General features: G+C 64.3%; 19 protein-coding genes. 5 read left to right on the forward strand and 14 right to left on the reverse strand.

Annotation, left to right across the window (positions count from 1 at the left end):
- The first annotated feature begins 13 nt into the window (after window positions 1–13).
- On the forward strand, window positions 14–2,764 hold the full coding sequence (mutS, locus tag AC1DW9_RS05725; RefSeq protein WP_476775052.1) for a DNA mismatch repair protein MutS: 2,751 nt from the start codon (window positions 14–16) through the stop codon (window positions 2,762–2,764).
- Window positions 2,765–2,861: 97 nt separating this feature from the next.
- Here the strand turns inward: mutS and AC1DW9_RS05730 are convergent, their stop codons facing one another.
- The 3 genes from AC1DW9_RS05730 to AC1DW9_RS05740 form a co-directional block, all read right to left on the reverse strand.
- Window positions 2,862–3,725, reverse strand: a complete 864-nt coding sequence (locus AC1DW9_RS05730; protein WP_476775053.1) for a C40 family peptidase — start codon at window positions 3,723–3,725, stop codon at window positions 2,862–2,864.
- A 46-nt stretch (window positions 3,726–3,771) separates the two neighbouring features.
- Window positions 3,772–4,125 (reverse strand): MarR family transcriptional regulator, encoded by a 354-nt coding sequence (locus AC1DW9_RS05735; protein ID WP_069878324.1) that lies wholly within the window; start codon window positions 4,123–4,125, stop codon window positions 3,772–3,774.
- A gap of 127 nt (window positions 4,126–4,252) precedes the next feature.
- Window positions 4,253–5,644 carry a leucyl aminopeptidase family protein gene (locus AC1DW9_RS05740; RefSeq protein WP_476775054.1) on the reverse strand — a complete coding sequence of 464 codons (1,392 nt, stop codon included), beginning with the start codon at window positions 5,642–5,644 and terminating at the stop codon, window positions 4,253–4,255.
- Between the two features lie 174 nt (window positions 5,645–5,818).
- Here AC1DW9_RS05740 and AC1DW9_RS05745 point away from each other — a divergent pair, with 174 nt between their 5' ends.
- Window positions 5,819–6,634, forward strand: a complete 816-nt coding sequence (locus AC1DW9_RS05745) for a tetratricopeptide repeat protein (protein ID WP_476775055.1) — start codon at window positions 5,819–5,821, stop codon at window positions 6,632–6,634.
- Between the two features lie 137 nt (window positions 6,635–6,771).
- Here AC1DW9_RS05745 and AC1DW9_RS05750 read toward each other — a convergent pair whose 3' ends face one another.
- The 9 genes from AC1DW9_RS05750 to AC1DW9_RS05790 all read right to left on the reverse strand — a co-directional run bounded on the left by AC1DW9_RS05750 (window position 6,772) and on the right by AC1DW9_RS05790 (window position 15,533).
- Entirely contained in the window at window positions 6,772–7,749 is a 978-nt protein-coding gene (locus AC1DW9_RS05750; RefSeq protein WP_069878330.1) for a type II secretion system F family protein, read from the reverse strand.
- Between the two features lie 10 nt (window positions 7,750–7,759).
- Window positions 7,760–8,737, reverse strand: coding sequence for a type II secretion system F family protein (locus AC1DW9_RS05755; RefSeq protein WP_476775056.1), 978 nt, complete (start codon window positions 8,735–8,737; stop codon window positions 7,760–7,762).
- Between the two features lie 25 nt (window positions 8,738–8,762).
- Window positions 8,763–10,220 carry a CpaF family protein gene (locus AC1DW9_RS05760; RefSeq protein ID WP_476775057.1) on the reverse strand — a complete coding sequence of 486 codons (1,458 nt, stop codon included), beginning with the start codon at window positions 10,218–10,220 and terminating at the stop codon, window positions 8,763–8,765.
- Window positions 10,221–10,298: 78 nt separating this feature from the next.
- Window positions 10,299–11,564 (reverse strand): CpaE/TadZ family protein, encoded by a 1,266-nt coding sequence (locus tag AC1DW9_RS05765; protein WP_476775058.1) that lies wholly within the window; start codon window positions 11,562–11,564, stop codon window positions 10,299–10,301.
- Window positions 11,564–12,274: a CpaD family pilus assembly protein gene (locus AC1DW9_RS05770; protein WP_476775059.1), complete on the reverse strand. Its 711-nt coding sequence runs from the start codon at window positions 12,272–12,274 to the stop codon at window positions 11,564–11,566. The genes AC1DW9_RS05765 and AC1DW9_RS05770 overlap by 1 nt, the downstream gene beginning before the upstream one ends.
- A 61-nt stretch (window positions 12,275–12,335) precedes the next feature.
- Window positions 12,336–13,802, reverse strand: a complete 1,467-nt coding sequence (locus AC1DW9_RS05775) for a type II and III secretion system protein family protein (RefSeq protein ID WP_476775060.1) — start codon at window positions 13,800–13,802, stop codon at window positions 12,336–12,338.
- The gene (gene cpaB / locus AC1DW9_RS05780; protein WP_476775061.1) at window positions 13,799–14,584 is read right to left on the reverse strand and encodes a Flp pilus assembly protein CpaB; all 786 of its coding nucleotides are present in this window, start codon (window positions 14,582–14,584) and stop codon (window positions 13,799–13,801) included. Before cpaB ends, AC1DW9_RS05775 begins: the two co-directional genes overlap by 4 nt.
- Before the next feature lie 99 nt (window positions 14,585–14,683).
- Window positions 14,684–15,196: an A24 family peptidase gene (locus AC1DW9_RS05785; protein WP_476775062.1), complete on the reverse strand. Its 513-nt coding sequence runs from the start codon at window positions 15,194–15,196 to the stop codon at window positions 14,684–14,686.
- A 151-nt stretch (window positions 15,197–15,347) separates the two neighbouring features.
- Window positions 15,348–15,533 (reverse strand): Flp family type IVb pilin, encoded by a 186-nt coding sequence (locus AC1DW9_RS05790; RefSeq protein ID WP_476775063.1) that lies wholly within the window; start codon window positions 15,531–15,533, stop codon window positions 15,348–15,350.
- Window positions 15,534–15,946: 413 nt separating this feature from the next.
- Here AC1DW9_RS05790 and AC1DW9_RS05795 point away from each other — a divergent pair, with 413 nt between their 5' ends.
- The 3 genes from AC1DW9_RS05795 (at window position 15,947) to AC1DW9_RS05805 (ending at window position 17,890) form a co-directional block, all read left to right on the forward strand.
- On the forward strand, window positions 15,947–16,441 hold the full coding sequence (locus tag AC1DW9_RS05795; protein ID WP_476775064.1) for a pilus assembly protein N-terminal domain-containing protein: 495 nt from the start codon (window positions 15,947–15,949) through the stop codon (window positions 16,439–16,441).
- Between the two features lie 217 nt (window positions 16,442–16,658).
- Window positions 16,659–17,213: a TadE/TadG family type IV pilus assembly protein gene (locus AC1DW9_RS05800; protein ID WP_476775065.1), complete on the forward strand. Its 555-nt coding sequence runs from the start codon at window positions 16,659–16,661 to the stop codon at window positions 17,211–17,213.
- 8 nt (window positions 17,214–17,221) lie between these two features.
- Complete coding sequence (locus AC1DW9_RS05805; protein ID WP_476855050.1) at window positions 17,222–17,890, forward strand: TadE/TadG family type IV pilus assembly protein; 669 nt, start codon at window positions 17,222–17,224, stop codon at window positions 17,888–17,890.
- Window positions 17,891–17,984: 94 nt separating this feature from the next.
- On the opposite strand, the gene AC1DW9_RS05810 is transcribed toward AC1DW9_RS05805, so the two are convergent.
- Window positions 17,985–19,484 (reverse strand): phosphomannomutase/phosphoglucomutase, encoded by a 1,500-nt coding sequence (locus AC1DW9_RS05810; protein WP_476775067.1) that lies wholly within the window; start codon window positions 19,482–19,484, stop codon window positions 17,985–17,987.
- A 145-nt stretch (window positions 19,485–19,629) separates the two neighbouring features.
- The gene (locus AC1DW9_RS05815) at window positions 19,630–20,181 is read right to left on the reverse strand and encodes a retropepsin-like aspartic protease family protein (protein ID WP_476775068.1); all 552 of its coding nucleotides are present in this window, start codon (window positions 20,179–20,181) and stop codon (window positions 19,630–19,632) included.
- Window positions 20,182–20,323: the final 142 nt, after the last annotated feature.

A 20,323-nucleotide genomic window follows, 5' to 3' on the forward strand; every position in this document is an offset into this window, starting at 1 on the left:
GCGTCCGCCAGCCATGCGCCGCGACATTCCAGAATCCCCGAGCCTTACCGAAGCAGCGAGTTCAGTCCCGAAGGCTGCGGCCGCGGTCGACGCCGGCCGCGTCACGCCGATGATGGCGCAATATGTCGAGATCAAAGCGGCCAATCCCGATTGCCTGCTGTTCTACCGGATGGGCGATTTCTACGAGCTGTTCTTCCGGGACGCCGAGATCGCCTCGCGCACGCTCGGCATCGTGCTGACCAAGCGCGGCAAGCATCTCGGTGAGGACATCCCGATGTGCGGTGTGCCGGTCGACCGCGCCGATGACTATCTCCAGCGCCTGATCGCCGCCGGACACCGTGTCGCCGTCTGCGAGCAGACCGAAGACCCCGCTGAAGCCAAGAAGCGCGGCGGCAAATCCGTGGTCCAGCGTGACGTCGTGCGACTGGTGACGCCCGGCACCATCACCGAAGAGCGATTGCTGGAACCCGGCCGCGCCAGCCTTCTGGTCGCGGTTGCACGCCGCAAGCTCAGCGATTCGAGCGCGCTCTACGGCCTCGCGTCGGTCGACATCTCGACAGGACGTTTCTCGGTCATGGAGGCCCCGCCGGAGCGGCTCGCCGTCGAGTTCGCCCGGCTTGAGCCGCGCGAGATCGTTTGCCCGGAGGCGATCCACGACGACCCCGAGCTGAAGGAATTCTGGCGCGAACTCACAGTGCCGGTGACCCCACTGGCTCGCGAGGGCCTCGATGCGGCTTCGGCCGAGCGCCGACTCAAGGAGTTCTTCGGCGTAGCCACTCTGGATGCCTTCGGCGCCTTCAGCCGCGCCGAGATTGCAGCCGCAGGCGCAGCGCTGGCCTATGTCGAGCGGACCCAGTTCGGCGCGCGCCCACCCCTGTCGCCACCCGTACGCGATTCCGGCAGCGCGACCATGCTGATCGACGCTGCGACACGCGCCAATCTCGAGCTGACGCGCACGCTTTCGGGCGAGCGAACCGGCAGCCTTCTCTCCAGCATCGACCGGACGGTGACCCCCGGCGGAGCGCGGCTGCTGGCGGAGCGGCTTGCCGGGCCGTTGACCGAGCCGGCGGCGATCGCCATGCGGCACGACGCCGTCGAGGCGCTGCTGAACGATGCGCCCCTGCGCGAGACCCTGCGCGGAGAGCTCGACCACGTGCCGGATATCGCCCGCGCCCTCGCCCGGCTCTCGCTCGATCGCGGCGGTCCGCGCGACCTGGCGGCGCTGGGCGCAGGCCTGACTGCGGCACGGGCGATCGCGCAGTCGCTCGCCGACCAAGACACTCTGCCGGAAGCCCTGACCCAGGCCGCCCGAACGCTGGCCGCAACCGACCCGGCCCTGCCCGCCCGGTTGACCGAGGCGCTGGCCGACGATCTGCCGCTCAACCGCCGCGACGGACGCTTCGTGCGCGACGGCTATGACCCGGCCCTCGACGAACTCAGGCTGCTCCAGGTCGATTCGCGAAAGGTCATTGCCCAGCTCCAGGCGCGCTATGCGGCCGAAACCGGCTGCCGCACCCTGCGGATCAAGCATAATTCCATGCTCGGCTATTTCGTCGAGGTGCCGCAGGCCGCCGGCGAGGACTTCCTGAGGGAGCCCTGGCGCGCCACCTTCGTCCACCGTCAGACCATGTCGGACGCGATGCGCTTCTCCTCGGTCGAGCTCGGCGAGCTCGAATCGAAGATCGCCTCAGCCGCCGACCGCGCGCTGAAGCTCGAACTCTCAGTCTTCGCCTCGCTCAATGCCGCCGTTCTCGACGAAGCCGAGCCCGTGAAGGCGGCGGCGCTCGCTCTCGCCGAGATCGATGTTGCCGCAGCCCTTGCGGCACTCGCGGCCAACGAAAACTGGACGAGGCCCCTCGTCGATGACGGCGCCGATTTCACCATCAAGGGGGGGCGCCACCCGGTTGTCGAAGCCGCACTGAAGCGCGACGGAAAGCCCTTCGTCGCCAATGACAGCGAGCTCTCGGCTCTTGGCGCGGCCGACACCGGCGGACGCATCTGCCTCATCACCGGCCCGAACATGGCGGGTAAATCGACTTTCCTGCGGCAGAACGCGCTGATCGCCGTGCTGGCGCAGATGGGCTCCTATGTGCCCGCCGCGAGCGCCCATATCGGCATTGTCGACCGGCTGTTCTCACGCGTAGGCGCCGCCGACGATCTCGCCAGGGGGCGCTCGACCTTCATGGTCGAAATGGTCGAGACCGCCGCGATCCTGAATCAGGCCGGGCCGCGCGCGCTCGTCATTCTCGACGAGATCGGCCGCGGCACGGCGACCTTCGACGGCCTGTCGATCGCCTGGGCTGCGATCGAGAACCTGCACGAGATCAATCGCTGCCGCTCGCTGTTCGCGACGCATTATCACGAGCTGACAGCGCTCGGAGACCGGCTGGCCCGCGTCACCAATGCCACTGTGCGCGTGACAGAGTGGAATGGCGAGGTCGTCTTTCTGCATGAGGTCGTGCCCGGTGCCGCCGACCGCTCCTATGGCATCCAGGTCGCCAAGCTTGCCGGCCTGCCGCCGGCCGTGGTCGAGCGGGCCCGCGCCATTCTCGGAGAGCTGGAGAAGACGGAGCGCGAGAAGCCTGTCGCCTCGCTGGTCGATGATCTGCCGCTCTTTGCGGCGCCGACCCGGCGACCTGCCCCCGTTGCTGCGGCCGAAGCGAGCCCGGACGTATTGCGCGAAGCACTCGCCGCGCTCGACCTCGACGAGATGACGCCACGCGCTGCGCTTGACGCCCTCTATCGACTGAAAGCGCTGGATTAAAGCATCGGCCCGAAAAGTGGATTGCGGTTTTCGGAAAAACCGGTGCGAAAACAAAATTTTAGGTCATCAGACCGGATACGATTTCTGGTCCGATGATCTAAGCGCCAGCAAGCCGCCGGATGCTGGTGATGGCGCCGAAGCTCTTGTCCAGGATGCGGTCGCGAGCGGTGCGCAACGGCTCGCGATGGACCGTCATCGTATAGCCATTGGCGTGCAGCAGCGTCTCGGCATCGGTCATGATGCCGACATGCCCCTTCCAGAAAACGAGGTCCCCGCGCTTCAGGCCGAGGAGGCTCTCGTCGAAGGCGATTGGCTCGCCTATCGCCGCTTCCAGCATGTCGGAATCACGCGGCGAGGCGATCCTGGCCGCAGCCAGAGCCAACTGAGTAAGGCCGGAGCAATCGAGACCGAGGCTTGTCTTGCCGCCCCAGAGATAGGGGACATGCTCGAAGCGCTCGGCAACGGCAACGAAATCGGTCTCCCCCTCGCTGAGTTCCGCGAGATGCGTGCGCCAGACATGGCCACCATCGGCGAGTACGAAAAAATTGCCGCTCTCGCCGGCAACGGCCAGGCCGGCGCCCAGCGACAGCGCGGCAAGCGGCGGCAGTTTGATCGAGGCTCCGGGATAGACAAAGGTCCGCAGCGCACGAACGCGGTGCGTCGGCGCGGGCACATCGGCGCGCAGCGCATCGTCCGGCAAATAGCCGACATAGCCGTCGGCGCCGAGCTGGCCCCAGGCCCAGCCCTCATGCTGCTCGTAAACCTGCACGACCTCGCCTGCGAGTGCCTCGGTATCGAGAGGGGCGTCGGGACGCGGCTCACGCCGAACCGGTGCGGAAGGGGCAACGACGCGCATGGTGACGGGATCGGCGAAGGCGCGCGCCTCGACCTGGCCCATCAGGTGCCGCGCGGCGAGGTCGGAACGGGCTGGGGTCAGGCGGCGGTCGAGAATCGTGTTCATGCGGGCACCATAGCCGGAGCCTGCTGTTGCGCGAAGACGCCTTTGCTCAACCCGGCCCGAGATCACGCGCCCGTTGCACCACCAGGTCGGCAAGCCGTTCGACAGCCAGCGCCCCGGCCACGGTCCGCTGGATCACGACATTGCGCCGGTCGAACTCGTCGCGCCTGCGCGTGACGAGGCCGAGCTTGCCCATCGTGTCGAGCGCGCGGGTGATCACGGGCTTGGTGACGCCGAGCTGCTGAGCAAGTCCGCGCACGGTATGCGGCGGCAACTCGAGATAGATCGTCAACAGGATCGCGGTCTGGCGGGCCGAGAGGTCCGCCTGACCGTCATGCACCAGATCGAGATGCACCTGCCGCCAGAGCCTGAGCGCCTGCGAAGGCCTGATCTCCAACGCCATGACTGATACGAACCCCGATCGTTACGGGTCCGTATCATTATCGCGCCAAGCCGCGGCTGCAATCGCTCTCGTCGAACAGACTTAACCGTCGACTATCGATGGCATGCCGCGCGGAGATCGCCGGGCTTCATCCCTGGACCTTCGGATAGAGCTGCTTGACCAATGCATAGGTCAAACGCGCGGCCTGGCATTCGCCGCCCTCGGGGCGGCCGGGCTTCGACGATGGGTTCCAGGCATATATATCGAAATGCGCGTAGGACTGTGTCTTCTCGACGAACCGATTGAGGAAGAGCGCAGCCGTGACGGAGCCGGCAAACGAGCCCCCGGAGACGTGGTTGACGTCGGCGATCTTGGAGTCGAGCAGCCCGTCATAGGGCGGCCAGAGCGGCATGCGCCAGACCGGGTCGTTTACCGCCTGCCCCAGCCGGGAGATTTCGACCGCAAGCCCCTCGTCATGGGTGTAGAAGGGTGGCAGCTCGGGACCGAGCGCAACGCGGGCGGCACCGGTCAGCGTCGCATAGTCGATCAGCAGCTCCGGGGTTTCCTCATCCGCCAAGGCCAGCGCATCGGCCAGAATGAGCCGGCCCTCAGCGTCGGTGTTGCCGATTTCGACCGTCAGCCCCTTGCGGCTCTGGAGCACGTCGCCCGGGCGGAACGATGCACCGGAAACGGCATTCTCGACGGCGGGCACAAGGAGGCGCAGCCGTACCGGAAGCTTCGCCTGCATGATCATGCGCGCGGCGGCAGCCGCGGCCGCGGCACCGCCCATGTCCTTCTTCATCAGCAGCATGCCGGCATCTGTCTTGAGGTTGAGCCCGCCCGTATCGAACGCCACGCCCTTGCCGACGAGCGTCACCTTGGGATCGGCCGGATTGCCCCAGACAAGGTCGATCAGGCGCGGAGCGCGCGGCGACGCCCGGCCCACGGCATGGATCATCGGGAAGTTGTGCTCGAGCAGATCGTCCCCGACCTGGCTGGCGACGCTCGCACCAAAATCCTGCCCGAGCTGACGGATCGCGGCCTCGATCTCAGCGGGGCCCATGTCGCTTGCCGGCGTATTGACGAGATCACGGGCAAAGGCGACCGCCTCGGCGAGGGCGCTCAGCTCCACACCATCCACGCCCTCGGGCAATACCAACCGGGCGCGGACCGGCTGCGGCTTGCGGTAGCGCTCGAAACGATAGGACTGGAGCAGCCAACCCAGCGCCGCAAGGCCGAAATCATCGATCTCGCCCTCCAGACGATAATCGCCCTCCGGCAGGACCGCGGCGAGCCGGCCGGGAGCAAATGGGTCGCGTCGGCGCGCCGATGCCCCCTCGACACCAAGGAGCACCGCGCTGACAGCGCCCAGCCCATCGGGCAGCACGACATGCTGCCCGGGACGCGCGGCGAAGCCATGGGCCTTCGCAAAGCGCGCGGGCTCGGGCGCGAGGCGCTCAATGAGTGCCGGCCAGCCCGCCTTCGAGACGAGATGAACCGGGACGGCGGACGGCGCAGAGGCAAGGAGCAGGCTGTGCACGGCTGAAGGAACCTGTTCGAAGGAGTGAGCGGCGAGGCCAGTTAAGGAAGCATTAGGGTTAACGTTTTACCACCAGAACGACCAGTTCTCTCTCGTGGCAAGGCACTCTGGCCCATGTCCCGCTGCTTCTCCGCAGTTTTGTATCCTTCGTCTGCGGCCTCCCGCGTCCGGCTGTTGGCAGCCGTCTGCCTCGCCTCGCTCGCCCTGGCCGGCTGCCAAAGCCGCGGCGGGATCGGCGACATCACCGGCTCCATCGGGCGATCCGCCCCGACCCAGCCACGCGGACCCGCCGAATGGCGCGCCGAGGCCGACCAATGGGGCAAGCGCTACGACGCGAACCAGAAGGACCGGAACTCCGCCTTCTACTATGCCCGCGCGCTGCGGGCGCTCGACCAGAATGCCCAGGCTCTCGCCGTTCTGCAGAACGCTGTCCTCATACACAACGACGATAGCGAGATGCTCGGTGCCTATGGCCGTTCGCTGGCCGATAACGGCCGCTACAAGGAAGCAGATGAGGTGCTCTCGCGCGCCCATTCGCCGGAGCGTCCGGACTGGCGCATCCTGTCGGCACAAGGCACCGTCGCCGACCAGCTTGGCGAACATGCCCGCGCCCAGCAGATCTATGAGACCGCCCTCAAGCTCGCTCCCGGCGAGCCCACGGTGATGTCCAATCTCGGCCTGTCGCTCGCGCTGTCGAAGCGCCTGCCCGAGGCCGAGCGCGTACTGCGCGAGGCGTCGAACTCCAACCGGGCCGACGCGCGCATCCGGCAGAATCTCGTGCTGGTGCTCGGCCTGCAGGGCAGGTTTGGCGAAGCGGAAACGCTGGCGCAGCAGGACCAAAGCCCGGCCGAAGCAGCCGCAACCATCGCCTATCTCAAGCGCAGCGTCAGCCAGCCCAATAGCTGGAACATGCTCAAGGGCGGCAGCAAGGCAAAGACCGCGGCATCTGCGCAGCCTGAACAAGCGGATCGGTCCATCCCACAGGGTTAGGCAGGCCGGTCACCTCGGCGGGGCCTCCAACCACGAGCATATGAGCCGTCAGGAGGCATCTGCAGCACCCGCCGCACCCCTTTGCTCTTGCTCAGGCCCAATACGCGCGTGGCGGCTTACAGGTCGCGCGGACGAGGCTATTTCAGCCTCATCACCTGAATGATCGCCGGCGTCATGATCACGACGAAGAGCACCGGCAGGAAGAACAGGATCATCGGCACCGTCAGCTTCGGCGGCAATGCCGCAGCCTTCTTCTCCGCCGCCATCATGCGCTGGTCGCGACTTTCCTGCGCCAATGTCCGCAGCGCCGTACCGAGCGGCGTGCCGTAGCGCTCGGCCTGAACCAGCGCGGTCGAGACCGACTTCACGCCCTCGAGTCCGGTGCGAGCGGCCAGGTTCTCATAGGCCTGGCGTCTTTCGGCGAGGTACGAGAGCTCGGCCGTGCAGAGCGCGAACTCCTCGGCGAGGGGGACCGACTGACCGCCAATCTCGGTCGAGACCTTGCGGAAACCATGTTCGATCGACATGCCCGCCTCGACACAGATCAGCAGCAGGTCGAGCGCATCGGGAAACGCCTGCCGCATCGACGCCTGGCGCTTCGAGATCTGGTTCGACAGGAATATCTCCGGCGCCTTGATGCCCAGATAGGCGCCGCCGATCGCCATGCCGAACCGGATCAAGGGCGGCTGACCGAAATCCTTGATGAAGAAGACGTAGAAGAGCGTGAACAGGAAGAGACCGATCGGCGTCACCAGGCGGAAGAACAGGAAGCCGATCTCGGCCTGTGGCCCGCGATAGCCCGCCATGGCGAGCTGCTTCTTCGCGGTTTCAGTCCCGAGCCAGTCGCCCAGCTTGAACTGATCGACAATGCGCCGCATGAACGCCTTTGGTTCCTGGCGCAGCGAGACCTTGTCCTTCTGCCGGTTCAGGCGATCCCGCTCGCGCGCACGGATCTTGTCGCGCTCGATCGCAACATTCTTCATGCGCTTGTTGAGGTCGTTGCCCTCGACCAATGGCATCGCCAGGGTCAGAACCGTCGCGGCGGCAGCGACGGCAGCAAGCAACGCAACCAGGAACTGGCTGTCGGCGAGCTTGTCGGCGATGAGGGCAATCATTCCCGCAGCCTCAAATGTCGAAATTGATCATTTTGCGCATCGTCATGATGCCGATCAGCATCCAGACTCCGCTGGCGACGAGCGCGACCTTGCCGATCTGCGTGAGCCAGAGAAGCTCGATATATCTCGGGCTGGTCACGTAAACGAGGGTCGCAACCACCGGGGGCAAGGCCCCGATGATCGCTGCCGAAGCCTTCGCTTCCATCGAAACCGCCTGGATCTTGTCGCGCATCTTGCGACGTTCGCGAATGACTTTCGACAGATTGCCGAGGGTCTCCGCGAGATTGCCGCCCGTCTTCTGTTGGATCGCCAGCACGATGCCGAAGAAATTGGCTTCCGCGCACGGCATGCGCTCGAAGAGCTTGGCGGCAGCCTCGGTCAGCGGAAGCCCCAAGGTCTGGCTCTCGATGATCAGCCGAAACTCAGTCCGGACGGGCTCGACGGCTTCGGCAGCGATGATGCGCAGGCAGTCGTTGAGCGGCAGGCCAGACTTGACGCCGCGCACGATGATGTCGAGCGCATTCGGAAATTCGTTGCCGAACTTCTTCAGCCGCTTCGCCCGGGTCCGCGACAGAAGCCAACGCGGCAGGCCGAAGCCGCCAATGAACAGACCGACCAGAAGGAGCAGGAGATTGGCTGTTGCCAGGAAGAACAGGAAGCCTACAACCACGCCCGAAACGGCGCTGATGATATAAAACTTGCGGCGGTCCCAGCTCAGCCCTGCCTGAAGCAACAGGAGTTCGAGCGTGACCTTGTTGCGAGCGTTTTCCCTGGTTTCGATGTCCTTCAGGCTCTGGGCGATCTGGCCGCGCTTCTGCCGCGCCTGCACTTCGCGATCGACAGTCCGTACGGCAACCGGGGCTGCGAACTCCTTGCGGCGCTTCTCCACCCGGGTCTGCCCGCTCAGCGCCGGATAGAACAGCGCGTAGACCACGCCGCCCGCCGCAAAGGTCGCCAGCACGACAACCGCGATGACACTCAGGTCCATGGCTCAAGTCCGCCCATAGCCGCGATCAAGCAGCATTGGCTTCATCCTGGACGGCGAGTTGATCGATCGCCGTGGCAAGCCGCTGCTCCTCACCGAAATAGCGGGCGCGCTCCCAGAAGCGCGGCCGGCCGATGCCGGTCGAGCGGTGCCGCCCGATCAGCTTGCCTGCCGCATCCTCGCCGAGCACCTCATAATTCATCAGGTCCTGGGTGATGATGACGTCGCCCTCCATCCCCATCACCTCGGTGATATGGGTGATCCGGCGCGAGCCGTCGCGCATACGCTGGGCCTGAATCACGACATCGACGGAGGAGCAGATCATCTCCCGCAATGTCTTCGAAGGCAGGCTGAACCCACCCATGGTGATCATGGATTCGATACGGCTCAGGCATTCGCGCGGCGTATTGGCGTGGAGCGTCCCCATCGATCCGTCATGGCCGGTGTTCATCGCCTGCAGCAGGTCAAACGCTTCCGGGCCACGCACCTCACCGACGATGATCCGCTCGGGCCGCATGCGCAGGCAGTTCTTGACGAGGTCGCGCATGGTGACCGCGCCCGTGCCCTCGAGATTGGGCGGGCGTGTCTCGAGGCGCACGACATGGGGCTGCTGGAGCTGCAGTTCGGCAGCGTCCTCGCAGGTGATGACCCGCTCGTCATGCTCGATATAGTTGGTCAGGCAGTTCAGCAGGGTCGTCTTGCCCGAGCCCGTGCCGCCGGAAATCACGATATTGCAGCGCACCTTGCCGATGATCTTGAGGATTTCGGCACCTGGCGGCGAGATCGCGCCAAAACGGACGAGCTGATCCAGCGTCAGCTTGTCCTTCTTGAATTTGCGGATGGTGAGAGCCGGCCCGTCGATCGCCAGCGGCGGCGCGATGACATTGACGCGTGAGCCGTCGGCAAGGCGAGCGTCGCAGATCGGCGAGGATTCATCGACCCGCCGGCCAACCTGGCTGACGATGCGCTGACAGATGTTCATCAGTTGCGCGTTGTCGCGAAAGCGAACATTGGTCAGCTGGATCTTGCCGCCGGTCTCAATGAAGGTGCGCGAGGCTCCATTGACCATGATGTCGGCGATATCGTCCCGCGCCAACAGCGGCTCCAGGGGCCCGTAGCCGAGCACGTCGTTGCAGATATCGTCGAGCAGTTCCTCCTGCTCGGCGATGGAAAGCACGACGTTCTTGAGCGAAATGATCTCGTTGATGATGTCGCGGATTTCCTCCCGCGCCGATTCACCATCGAGCTTCGCGAGCTGAGAGAGGTCGATCGCCTCGATCAGCGCCCCGAAGATCATGCTCTTCATCTGGTAGTAATCGTCGGACTTCGGTGTTTCGACCGGAGCCACGGGCGCTGCCGACACCTGACGACGCATGTCGGGAGGCGGCGCAGACGATTCGAGCGGGCGCGCAGCCGAAGCCGGGCCCGAGATCTTCGCATTCAGCGGCTGCGTCGCCGCAGCGTTCGAGGATCGCTTTCCGAACATGTCACCCCTCCTTCACGCTACGACACGGCCGGCGGCCGGTCGCAGCGAGCAGGCAACAGCGCACAAAACCGTCACGGCTCAGGCCCTGCGACGCTTGAGCTTGGCGACCAACGGCTCCAGCAGGCTGCGCTTTCCGCGCCTGGCCTCACCGCGGCCGGTCAGGGTGCTTGCAATATGGATGAAGGCCTCGTTGATCTTGCCGCCGGCCTGGACCTCCGCAACCATCTGCCCGTTATTTGCCGCCGTGCCGAAGACCTGCGCGTCGAAGGGAATCCCGACGAGCACCTCGACACCCAAGGCCTTGGCAAATTCCCCTGCGTCGATCTCGGGCCGCTTGGGCAAGCCGACTTGATTGAGCACCAGACGTGGCGGCGAATCATTCGGGCGGCTGGCCCGGGCCAGATCGATCAGGTTCTTGGCATTCCGCAGCGAGGCGAGTTCGGGGCCGGCAACGATCACGACCTCGTCTGCACCGATCAGACAGCGCCTGACCCAGCCGCTCCAAAGATGCGGCACATCGAGAACCACGCAAGGAACGCTGGCGCGCAACAGATCGAAGAGTTGCTCGAACGCGTCCTCTTGCAGGTCGAGTGTCCGATCCAGCATCGCCGGCGCCGCCAGCAAGGCGAGATTGTCGCTGCAGCGCGAGAGCAGGCGATCAAGCATGTTGGCATCAAGCCGCTCAGGCGCGAACACCGCCTCCGCGATGCCCTGCGGCGGATCCTGATTGAAGTCGAGCCCCGCCGTGCCGAAAGCGATGTCGAGATCGACGATCACGGTCGATAAATCGAGATTGCGCGCCATCGCCCAGGCGACGTTATGCGCCACGGTCGAAGCGCCGACCCCGCCCTTGGCGCCCATGACGGCGACGATGCGCCCGAGATTGCGAGCCCCGGGGGCCACATAGAGTTCGGACAGGGTGCGCAGGATGTCGAGCGGCTCAAGCGGAGCGATCAGGTAATCGCTGACGCCTCGGCGGATCAGATCACGGTAGAGCTGGACGTCATTGACATGCCCGATGACGACGACCTTCGTGCCGGCATCACAGCTCTGCGCCAACGCATCGAGATGGCCGACGAGCGTGGCACCGTCGGACACCGTTTCGAGCACGATGACATTGGGCGTCGGCGCGGTGCGGAACGCCTCGACCGCGGCCGCGGGTCCCCCCATCTGGACGCGAGAATGCGTCTTCTCCATGCGCCGGTCAGTGGTCGCCGTCTGCGTGGCAGCAGCAATGGCAGGCGTTTCGCAAAACGCCTGCAGCGTGATGCGAGGCAGCGGCGCGATGACCTCGTCGCCGGCACTGCTCGCCGCCTGGGCTTCGAAATTCTGCGCCGGATCCATCAGCGGCCTCCGACCGACTGGTTGATCTGCGGCGTTTCCTGCCGGTACTGGGTCGAGGGGTCCTTGCCCTCACGCAGCTTGCCGATCGCGTTCATGCGCTTGACGATATCGGCGCGGCCCTCGGTCCGGCCGCGGACGAGGTCGATCGGATCGGCGACCTGCGCGGCCAATGTCGCCTGGCTGGAACAGCCGAAATTCCAGAGCGGTTCGTTGGCCATGTCCAGTTTCCAGTCGGAGACGCCCGCGTCCTGCGTCCATTGTCCGCAGGAATGCGGCAGGCCCGCCTGCAGCGAGGCGAATGTCAGGCGAATGGGCGAGGCGAGATTCGGGTCCGCGATGGGATAGGTCCTGACCGAGAGCGATCCGGGCGGCACCCCGCCCTGCGCCAGGGCTCTGCGGATCGCTTCGAGCGTGCCATGCGTTGCCATCTCCCGGCCGGCACCGGTTGGCACCTGTGCTACGAGCCCGCCACGCCCACTGCGCCGGTAGTCCGCGGCGAAACTGGCGACATCCTCGGCCTGGCGACGATCGAGACCCGCACCGGCCCGTACGATGAAGACATCAAGCGAACGTGGCGCATCACGCAGCACGATCGGGTGCCGCTCGCGCAGATCGCTGGCGCTGATCGACCCCGTCGTGTCGGTCTTCGACGCGCAGGCTCCAAGCGCAATGCCGGCGGCCAGAACGGCGGCCAGAGGCCAATGGCCCATCCGCTGCTGTCCTCGATCTGTCATGGCCCGAGCCACCCTTTGCGCGTTCATGAGAGCACCCTTAGTCGGCAATGAAGCCGACCCGGCCCCTGTAGGCCTGAGGCAACGGCCCGCTATTGGTGCCATAGATCTTGTTCAGCCTGCCGAGCAGGACGGCCTGCGCATCATGGGCATCGACGAAGCCGTCATCCGGGCGCTGGATCTGGTTCGGCTCCATCGGCTTGGCGATATAGGGCGTGACCGTGATCATCAGCTCGGTCTCCTCGCGCTGATAGTCGCGCGAGCGGAAGAGCACGCCGATCACCGGCAGGTTCATCAGCCCCGGGAAGCCGTTGATCGACTGTTTCGAGACGCGCTGGATCAGCCCGGCCGTCGCCAGGGTGCCGCCCGACGGCAGCTCGACCGTGGTGTCGGACTTGCGCACGCGGAAGGCGGGGGCATTCACCGATTCCCGGGTATTGGTGCCCCGCGGCGCATTGCTCGTATTGCTGAGCCGGAGCTGGTTCTCGAAATCGAGCTCCGTGACTTCGGTAGCAATGCGCATGCTGATCTTGTTGTCGGACAGGACAATCGGGGTGAAGTTCAAGGAAACGCCGACGGGCTTATAGACGATGCCGAGGGTGCAGATGCCCGACGAGTCGCAGGAATAGCCGTTGGGCACGGGGACATCGCCACCGGCGGTGAACTTGGCACTTTCCCCGGAGATCGCAGTGACCATCGGTTCCGCCAGAACGCGGGCGAGGCCCGCGCGCTCAAGCGCACGCAAGGTGAAATTGGTCGAGTTCCCGATCCCGGCTCCGATCGCCGTCGCCGCCAGGGACTGCGGTTGCAACGGAAGCGGGTTCTCGATCGACGGCGTGATCGAGAAATTGCCGAGCTTCCACTCGCCGGACGAGTTGATGCCGAGCTGCTTGATCGCCTTGCGCGAAACCTCGGAGATGACGACCTTGACCATCACCTGGTCGCGATCGCGGATCGTCAACGAGTTGATCACGGCGCCCTTGGACGAGGAGAAGATGCCGGAGGCAGTCCCTACGAAGGCATTCGCGATGTCGACCGCCTGGGTCGCTTCCGATGCATTGGCGACATTGCCGAGCAGGAGGATGGAATTGCCGGCCGGCTTGACCTCGATCTGGGCCCTCGGCATCGCCGCACGCAGCGTCTGGCGCAGCACGTTGAGATCCCGCCCGACTTCGATTTCGAGCGCGGAAATCTGGCGGCCTTCGGAGTCGATCACGAACATCGAGGTCGAACCATCGGCGATGCCGATGATGAAGAGCTTGCGCGCCGAGCGGACGACCGCGTTGGCCACCTTGGGGTTGGCGACGAAGACTTCCTTGGCGTCGCGCGGTAATTCCACGATCAGTGAACGACCGATCGAGAGCGTGAGCTTGCGGGCAATGGCATGCTCGCTGGAGCCGACATTCAGAACCGGGGCAGGCCCCGTCGACTGAGCCATGGCCGGCAGGCCGAGCAGAAGTGCCAGAACCGGCCCCGCGACGGAACGGAGAATGCGCCTTGGGATCATGGCTTCACGCTTTTGCTGGTGACGCCGTAGCGCACGAGGGTCAGGCCGCCTTCGGTGTCGGGGCGCCCGGCGTCGCCGGCATCCTTGAGGCTGCGCAAGGCGAGCGAAAGCGTGCCGTTGCGTTGTGCCTGAGCGACGATCTCAACTTGACGCGGCTCGAGTTCGAGTGTGGCCGTCTCGCCGATGACGACCTTCTCGCCATTGCGTTCCTGAATATTCTGACCGATCGCCAGCACCCGGACATTGGTCAGGATCGTTTCGCTGATGAAGCTCTCGGCGCCGCTATTCGCGTTGCCGCCGCCTCCCTCCTGGTGAGTCCGGATGACGTCGACCCGGTCGTTCGGCAGGATGAAGCCACCCGCCGTATTGGCGCCGCGGCTATCGGTGCCGATCGCGGTTGCCCTCTTGCCGGCCGGCAGAACCGCCGAAAGGAATCCGGTGCCGTCAGTCTTGATCAGCTTCTCGCGACGGATCGGTTCTCCACCAGACACCGCGAAACGCGCCAGCTGCCCGGCCAATTCGGTTTCGGCCTCGGGCGCCTCGGTCTTGCGGATGACCCCGGCTGGAACACTGTCAGCCGGCCAATCGATCCAGCGCATGTCGCCGGCAGCGAGCGTATTGCCGACCGGTATATCAGCGGCCGCGACGAGAACCGGAACCGTCGGCGCCGGCTCATAGCGTGTCACCGGAGTCGGTGTGGCCTTGGGGCGTTGGATCAGCAATGCTGCGCCAAGCCCCGCAACGAGCGCGACGACCAGGATGATGATACGGGCTGGACTCATGAACGCCGATCCTCGGCCAAGCTGCGTTGGCTCTCGAAGAGGATCGTGACCCGGGATTCGTCAAATTATGGTTAACCCGGCGTAACTTTCACCAACCGCCTAGAGACCGATGGCAGCGCGCCAGATCGCCGTGTCGGGCAGGACGATGAGAGCCGAGCAGGCAAGGGCGATCCCATAGGGCACCCCCTGATTCGCCGCATGAAGCCGGCGCAACCAGGGCCAGTTCTCCCCTAGTGCCGGCAGGGGGGCGGTGCGCAGCTTCATCACGATCAGGGTCAACGCCGAGCCGAACATGGCGGCCACGAACAGATAGGGCATCAACTGCCCGAAGCCGAACCAGAGCGCCGTTGCGGCAGCCAGCTTGGCGTCACCGCCGCCGATCCAGCCTGCTGCAAACAGACCGAAACAGATCGCAAGGACCAGGCCACCAGCGGCGAAATGCCAGGCGATCTGAACCCAGGGCAGGCCGATGATGAGAGCGCTGGGCACGAAAAGCACGACGAGGCCGAGACAGAGCCTGTTCGAGATCGTCATCGAGAACAGATCGCTCGCCGCAGCATAGGCCATCGCGGCGGGAAAGAGGACGAGGAGGAACAGCAGCGGAAGCGACATCGAAAGGGCTCCGGGCAATGCAGCTTCATCAACGATGCGTCAGCATCGCACCCAACTCTGTAGAAACAGTATCCCGGCCGGCCAGGCGTGAACCGGGACGCAAAACGCCCCGGACCAGCCGGGGCGTTCGTTGCGTAAAGCAGACAGTAGCTTAGGTCTTCGGCGTAGCGACAGTGGTCAGCGCGCCGGAGATTCGGCCGAACAGAGCGCTGAGATCGGTGCCGAGCGTCGTGACGGTGCCGATGATGACGACGGCGATCAGGCCGGCGATCAGGCCGTATTCGATGGCGGTCGCGCCGGACTCGTCCTTGGCAAAGCGAGCGAACAGATTCTTCATGACGGAACTCCTATTGCACCACGGTTTGACTGCTGCCTTCGCTCTGAACGGCTTCGGTCAGCGACAAGACAGACACTACCCAGAAGCCGTTGCGTTTCGGTTAAACGAAACAAAGAACTCATCGCCAATCGCGGACATTTTCTGGATGGTTAACGCCAGATTTATTGAATTCATGACCCATTATCATGATGAACACCAGTTAGTATTTGAATTTAATTACGACTATACGTGCCATCACAATCGACTTTGGCCGTTCGAACAATGTTTATCTCACAGGAGAGCGTGACCTTAAGCGACACTCCATTTCTCATTCTGGAAATCACCTGCTCAATAAACATGTTCGCGGGGGGGCATTAGGATTCGATTCATCATTTTCGGCTTTACTCCAGACGTTGGAAACCTAGGGCGCAACCATGTCGACTGTCCTGAGTTGTGCCCTGCGCCGCGGAGCGCTGGCCATGGCCGCGTCCGGCGCGATCCTGCTGGGAAGCGCGCCCGTAGCACGATCGGCGCCGGAACCAGTCCGGCCCGACACGGTCGCCGTCATCGTCGATCACGCCAAGCTCGTCAGGCTGCCGGAAAAGGCCCAGACCGTCATCGTCGGTAATCCGGCGATCGCCGATGTCTCCGTGCAAAGGAACGGAGTGATGGTAGTGACCGGCAAGAGCTTTGGCGTCACCAATCTGATCGCGCTCGATGCCAGCGGCAGCCTGCTGGCGGAATCGCTCGTGCGCGTCAGCGCGACCGCGGATTCCATTCTCACGGTCCAGCGCGGCATGGAGCGGGAGAGCTATTCCTGCACGCCGACCTGCCAACCGACCGTGCAGCTCGGGGACGCAACGAAATATTTCGGTGATGTCGGCGGGCAAACGACCAAGCGCAACGCTCTCGCCAGCGGCGATAAATAGGCTTCGCAGCGCTCAAGGTGAAGGTTTCGCTAACGCCAGTGCGGCTTCGGCGAACCAGGCCCTAACAAGTCGGCAATGCTTTGCGGCTAGGGTGTATCCACTGAAGAGCAGAGCCCTCGCGGCATCTGCATCCGGATGGATGGCTTAACGGGTCATGGTCACATCGCCTTCTCGAACGAGCGGACGTGTCGGGCGACGCCTCCTCAGGGACCCATGGATGGGATCCAACGGCCTTTGCAGGAACCAGCGCGGCGCGACTGCCGTCGAGTTCGGGCTCGTCGCGTTTCCGTTCCTCCTGCTTGTGTTCACGATCATCGAAACCGGGCTGATGCTGTGGACCTACCAGGTGCTCGATGACGCCGTGAAGCAGGCGGCGCGGACGCTCCTGACCGGAGAATCGGTTGCGATCTACAGCACCCCCTCGAACCCCCTTCCGCACGATGCCAAGACATCGACGGAGGCATTCAGGCTCGAGGTCTGCGCGCAGGCTCCGGCGCTCGTCGATTGCGAGAAGCTGCGCGTCGACGTGCGCGGCTACGCATCACCAGCGGCGGCTCAAACCGATCTTGCCAAGCGCAACCCGCTTAGCGGGACGACATTGAACACCAGCGATTTCAGCTACAACCAGCCTGGAAAAGGCGAGATCGTCGTCGTGCGGGCGACATTGCGTTATTCGCTCTACCTGACCGGATGGACGAACTCCCTGGCCAATATCGATGGTGGGGAACGCGCCCTGATGGCTGTCGCGACGTTCCGAAGCGAACCTCCATGAGAACGACCATGAGGCAGTTCCTTTCGATCCGCCGCAACAGGGCCGCGCTACGCCGCCTCAGGCGTCACCTGCAGAGGGACGCAAAAGGCGTCGCCGCTGTCGAGTTCGCTCTGATCCTGCCTGTGATGCTCTTGCTATATTATGGCATTGCCGAGATCGGGCAGGCGGCCATGGCCGATCGCCGGGTGACCCAGCTCAACCGGGCCCTCGTTGATCTCGCCGCGCAGGGCAAACTTCCGGAGGTTGGCGCCGCGTCGGGAAGCGCCGCGCGGGGAACAGCATTGTATGACGCCGATGTCGATACGATCTTCCTCGTCGGGCAAATGATCATGGCCCCCTTCACCACGACGCCAAAGATGATGATCGCCAGCGTCACCGTGGACGACAAGGGGGTGGCAAAAGTCTGCTGGAGCGCACAGAAAAACACGACCGCCCCTCCAACAAACATCAAATTGCCGGATGGACTCCTACTTCCCAAAACGTCCGTGATCATGGCCGAAGCCAGCTATGTCTATGAACCCTTTCTCGGCCAACTGGTGTTCAAAAACGCCCTCACCCTGGGCGGCGACAGAATCTACATGCGCCCACGCATGGCTGCCAAGGCAGGCACGCTCAACATCGAGCAGGTCGCGCGAATCCAGGGAACTGGCAGCACCGCCAAGACCATCGTCTGCTGAGCTTCAGGCAGCTTGCCGCCGAGAAGCCCGGCGGCGAGAGAGTGTCCCCGATGCGAGTTCGCCCCGGGGACACATCTTGCCAAGCCCTTCGGCCTCAGATCGTCTGATTATAGGCACCCACTTCCGGGTTTTCGCGCAGCACGCCGTCGATCGCGGAAAACATCTCGCGCATGCGCGCGTCCGAGACCGGGCTTTCGCAGACGACGACAAGCTCCGGCTTGTTTGAGGAGGCGCGGACCAGCCCCCAGGTGCCATCCTCGTTGACGACGCGGACGCCGTTGACGGTGATCACGTCGCGGATCTTCTGGCCGGCGATGGTTTCGCCCTTGGCCTGCATGGCCTCGATGCGCTTCGTCACGCGATCGCTGACCTCGTACTTGATCTCATCGGCGCATTTGGCCGCCATGGTCGGCGTGCCCCAGGTCTTGGGAACCGCGGCATAGAGTTCCGCCATCGACTTGTCCGGGTTGCGGTCGAGCATGTCGATGACCGCCAGTGCCGTAACGACACCATCGTCATAGCCGCGCCCGACCGGCGCGTTGAAGAAGAAATGGCCCGACTTCTCGAACCCCGCCAGCGCGTTGAGATCGCGGACGCGGCGCTTGATATAGGAATGGCCGGTCTTCCAGTAATCGGTCTTCACGCCGAGCTTCTGCAGCTCGGGGTCGGTGATGAAGAGCCCGGTCGATTTCACGTCGACGACGAACTGTGCACCGGGATGCAACCTGCCGAGGTCGCGCGCCAGCATCACGCCGATCTTGTCGGCGAAGATCTCCTCGCCGTGATTGTCGACCACGCCACAGCGGTCGCCGTCGCCATCGAAGCCGAGCGCAACGTCAGCGCCATGCTGCTTCACGGCATCTGCCATGGCATGCAGCATCTTCATGTCTTCGGGATTGGGATTGTAACGCGGGAAGGAGTGGTCAAGCTCCGCATCCATCGGGATGACCTCGCAGCCGATCGCCTCCAGGATCTGCGGAGCGAAGGCGCCGGCCGTGCCGTTGCCGCAAGCCGCGATGACCTTGAGCTTGCGCGTGATCTTGGGCCGGTTGGTCAGGTCCTTGATGTAGAGGGCCGGGAAATCCGGAACGAAGACATAGGAGCCGCCGCCCGACAGCTCGAAATCGGCCGCGAGCACGATGTCGCGGAGCAGGCCCATTTCGTCGGGGCCAAAGGTGACGGGGCGCTGCGCGCCCATTTTCACACCGGTCCAGCCATTGTCGTTATGCGAGGCGGTGACCATCGCAACGCAGGGAACGTCGAGCGCGAACTGGGCAAAATAGGCCATCGGCGACATCGCGAGGCCGATATCATGGACCTTGCAGCCCGCCGCCATCAGGCCGGTGACCAGCGCCATCTTGATCGACGACGAGTAGCCACGGAAATCATGGCCGGTGACGATCTCGGGCTTGATGCCCATGCGCTTGATCAGCGTGCCGAGGCCCATGCCGACGGCCTGCACGCCCATCAGGTTCAGTTCCTTGCCGAAGAACCAGCGCGCGTCATATTCGCGGAACCCCGTCGGCTTCACCATCGGAAGGGATTCATACTCGAAGGTATTCGGGAACAGCTCAGGCAGTGGCTTCGGGAACATCAAGGCATCCATTGCAAGGGAACATGCAGGGCGAACGAAGCATCAAGCCACATGAATGCAGCCTGACCGTGACACGGCAGCGACGCCGTCTTGACGGACACTTGGCATAGCGGATCGCGGCCGATTAGGAAACGCCGGAGACCGCCTAGCCGCGCAGGATCATGCGATCGGTCTGGACCTCGTAGCCCTTGAGCTTGCTTAGAAAAGAGGTTCCAAGCAGGCTGACGGACAGCGCCCCGGCGGGCAGCACCATGGCCTCGACATTGCGCACGATGATAGCACCGAGCCTGACCTCGCGCAGGTTCACCCGGGCGCCCCGTACGACGCCGTTGGCTGTGCGCAGCGTGATCTTGTAGTCGGAAGCTGCAGGGCGGATGCCGAGCCCGATGGCATCGCTCTCCGTCAACGCGATGAAACTCGCACCGGTATCGACCAGCATCCTGACGCGGTAATTGTCGACGGTCGGATGGACCATGTAGTGACCGCGAGAATCGGCCGCCACGGTGACCGTCGGAGGCGCGCTCGATCGGGCGACTGGAGGCGGTGACGCGGGCGGTCGCGCGCCGGTCGCGACAGCCGCCGCGCGGGGCGTGTCATCATCCTCGACATAGCCTGCCAGACGCGTGCCGTATGACATCGCGCCATAACCGACGGTAAAGGCTACTCCGAGTGCCCAGATGATGGGCCGTTGCGCCATCTGCTTTCAGTCTCCGCCAGGTTCCAGGGATGCTGCACCCGGGACACTGCCGAAGAATGAATCGGAACAGGCAGATTGGCGGGTTCAGCCGAGCTATGACCCGATGAATCCAAACAGACTTAACGTATCGTCATCCAGATTG

It is taken from the genome of Allobosea sp. P4_E12, assembly GCF_056401655.1.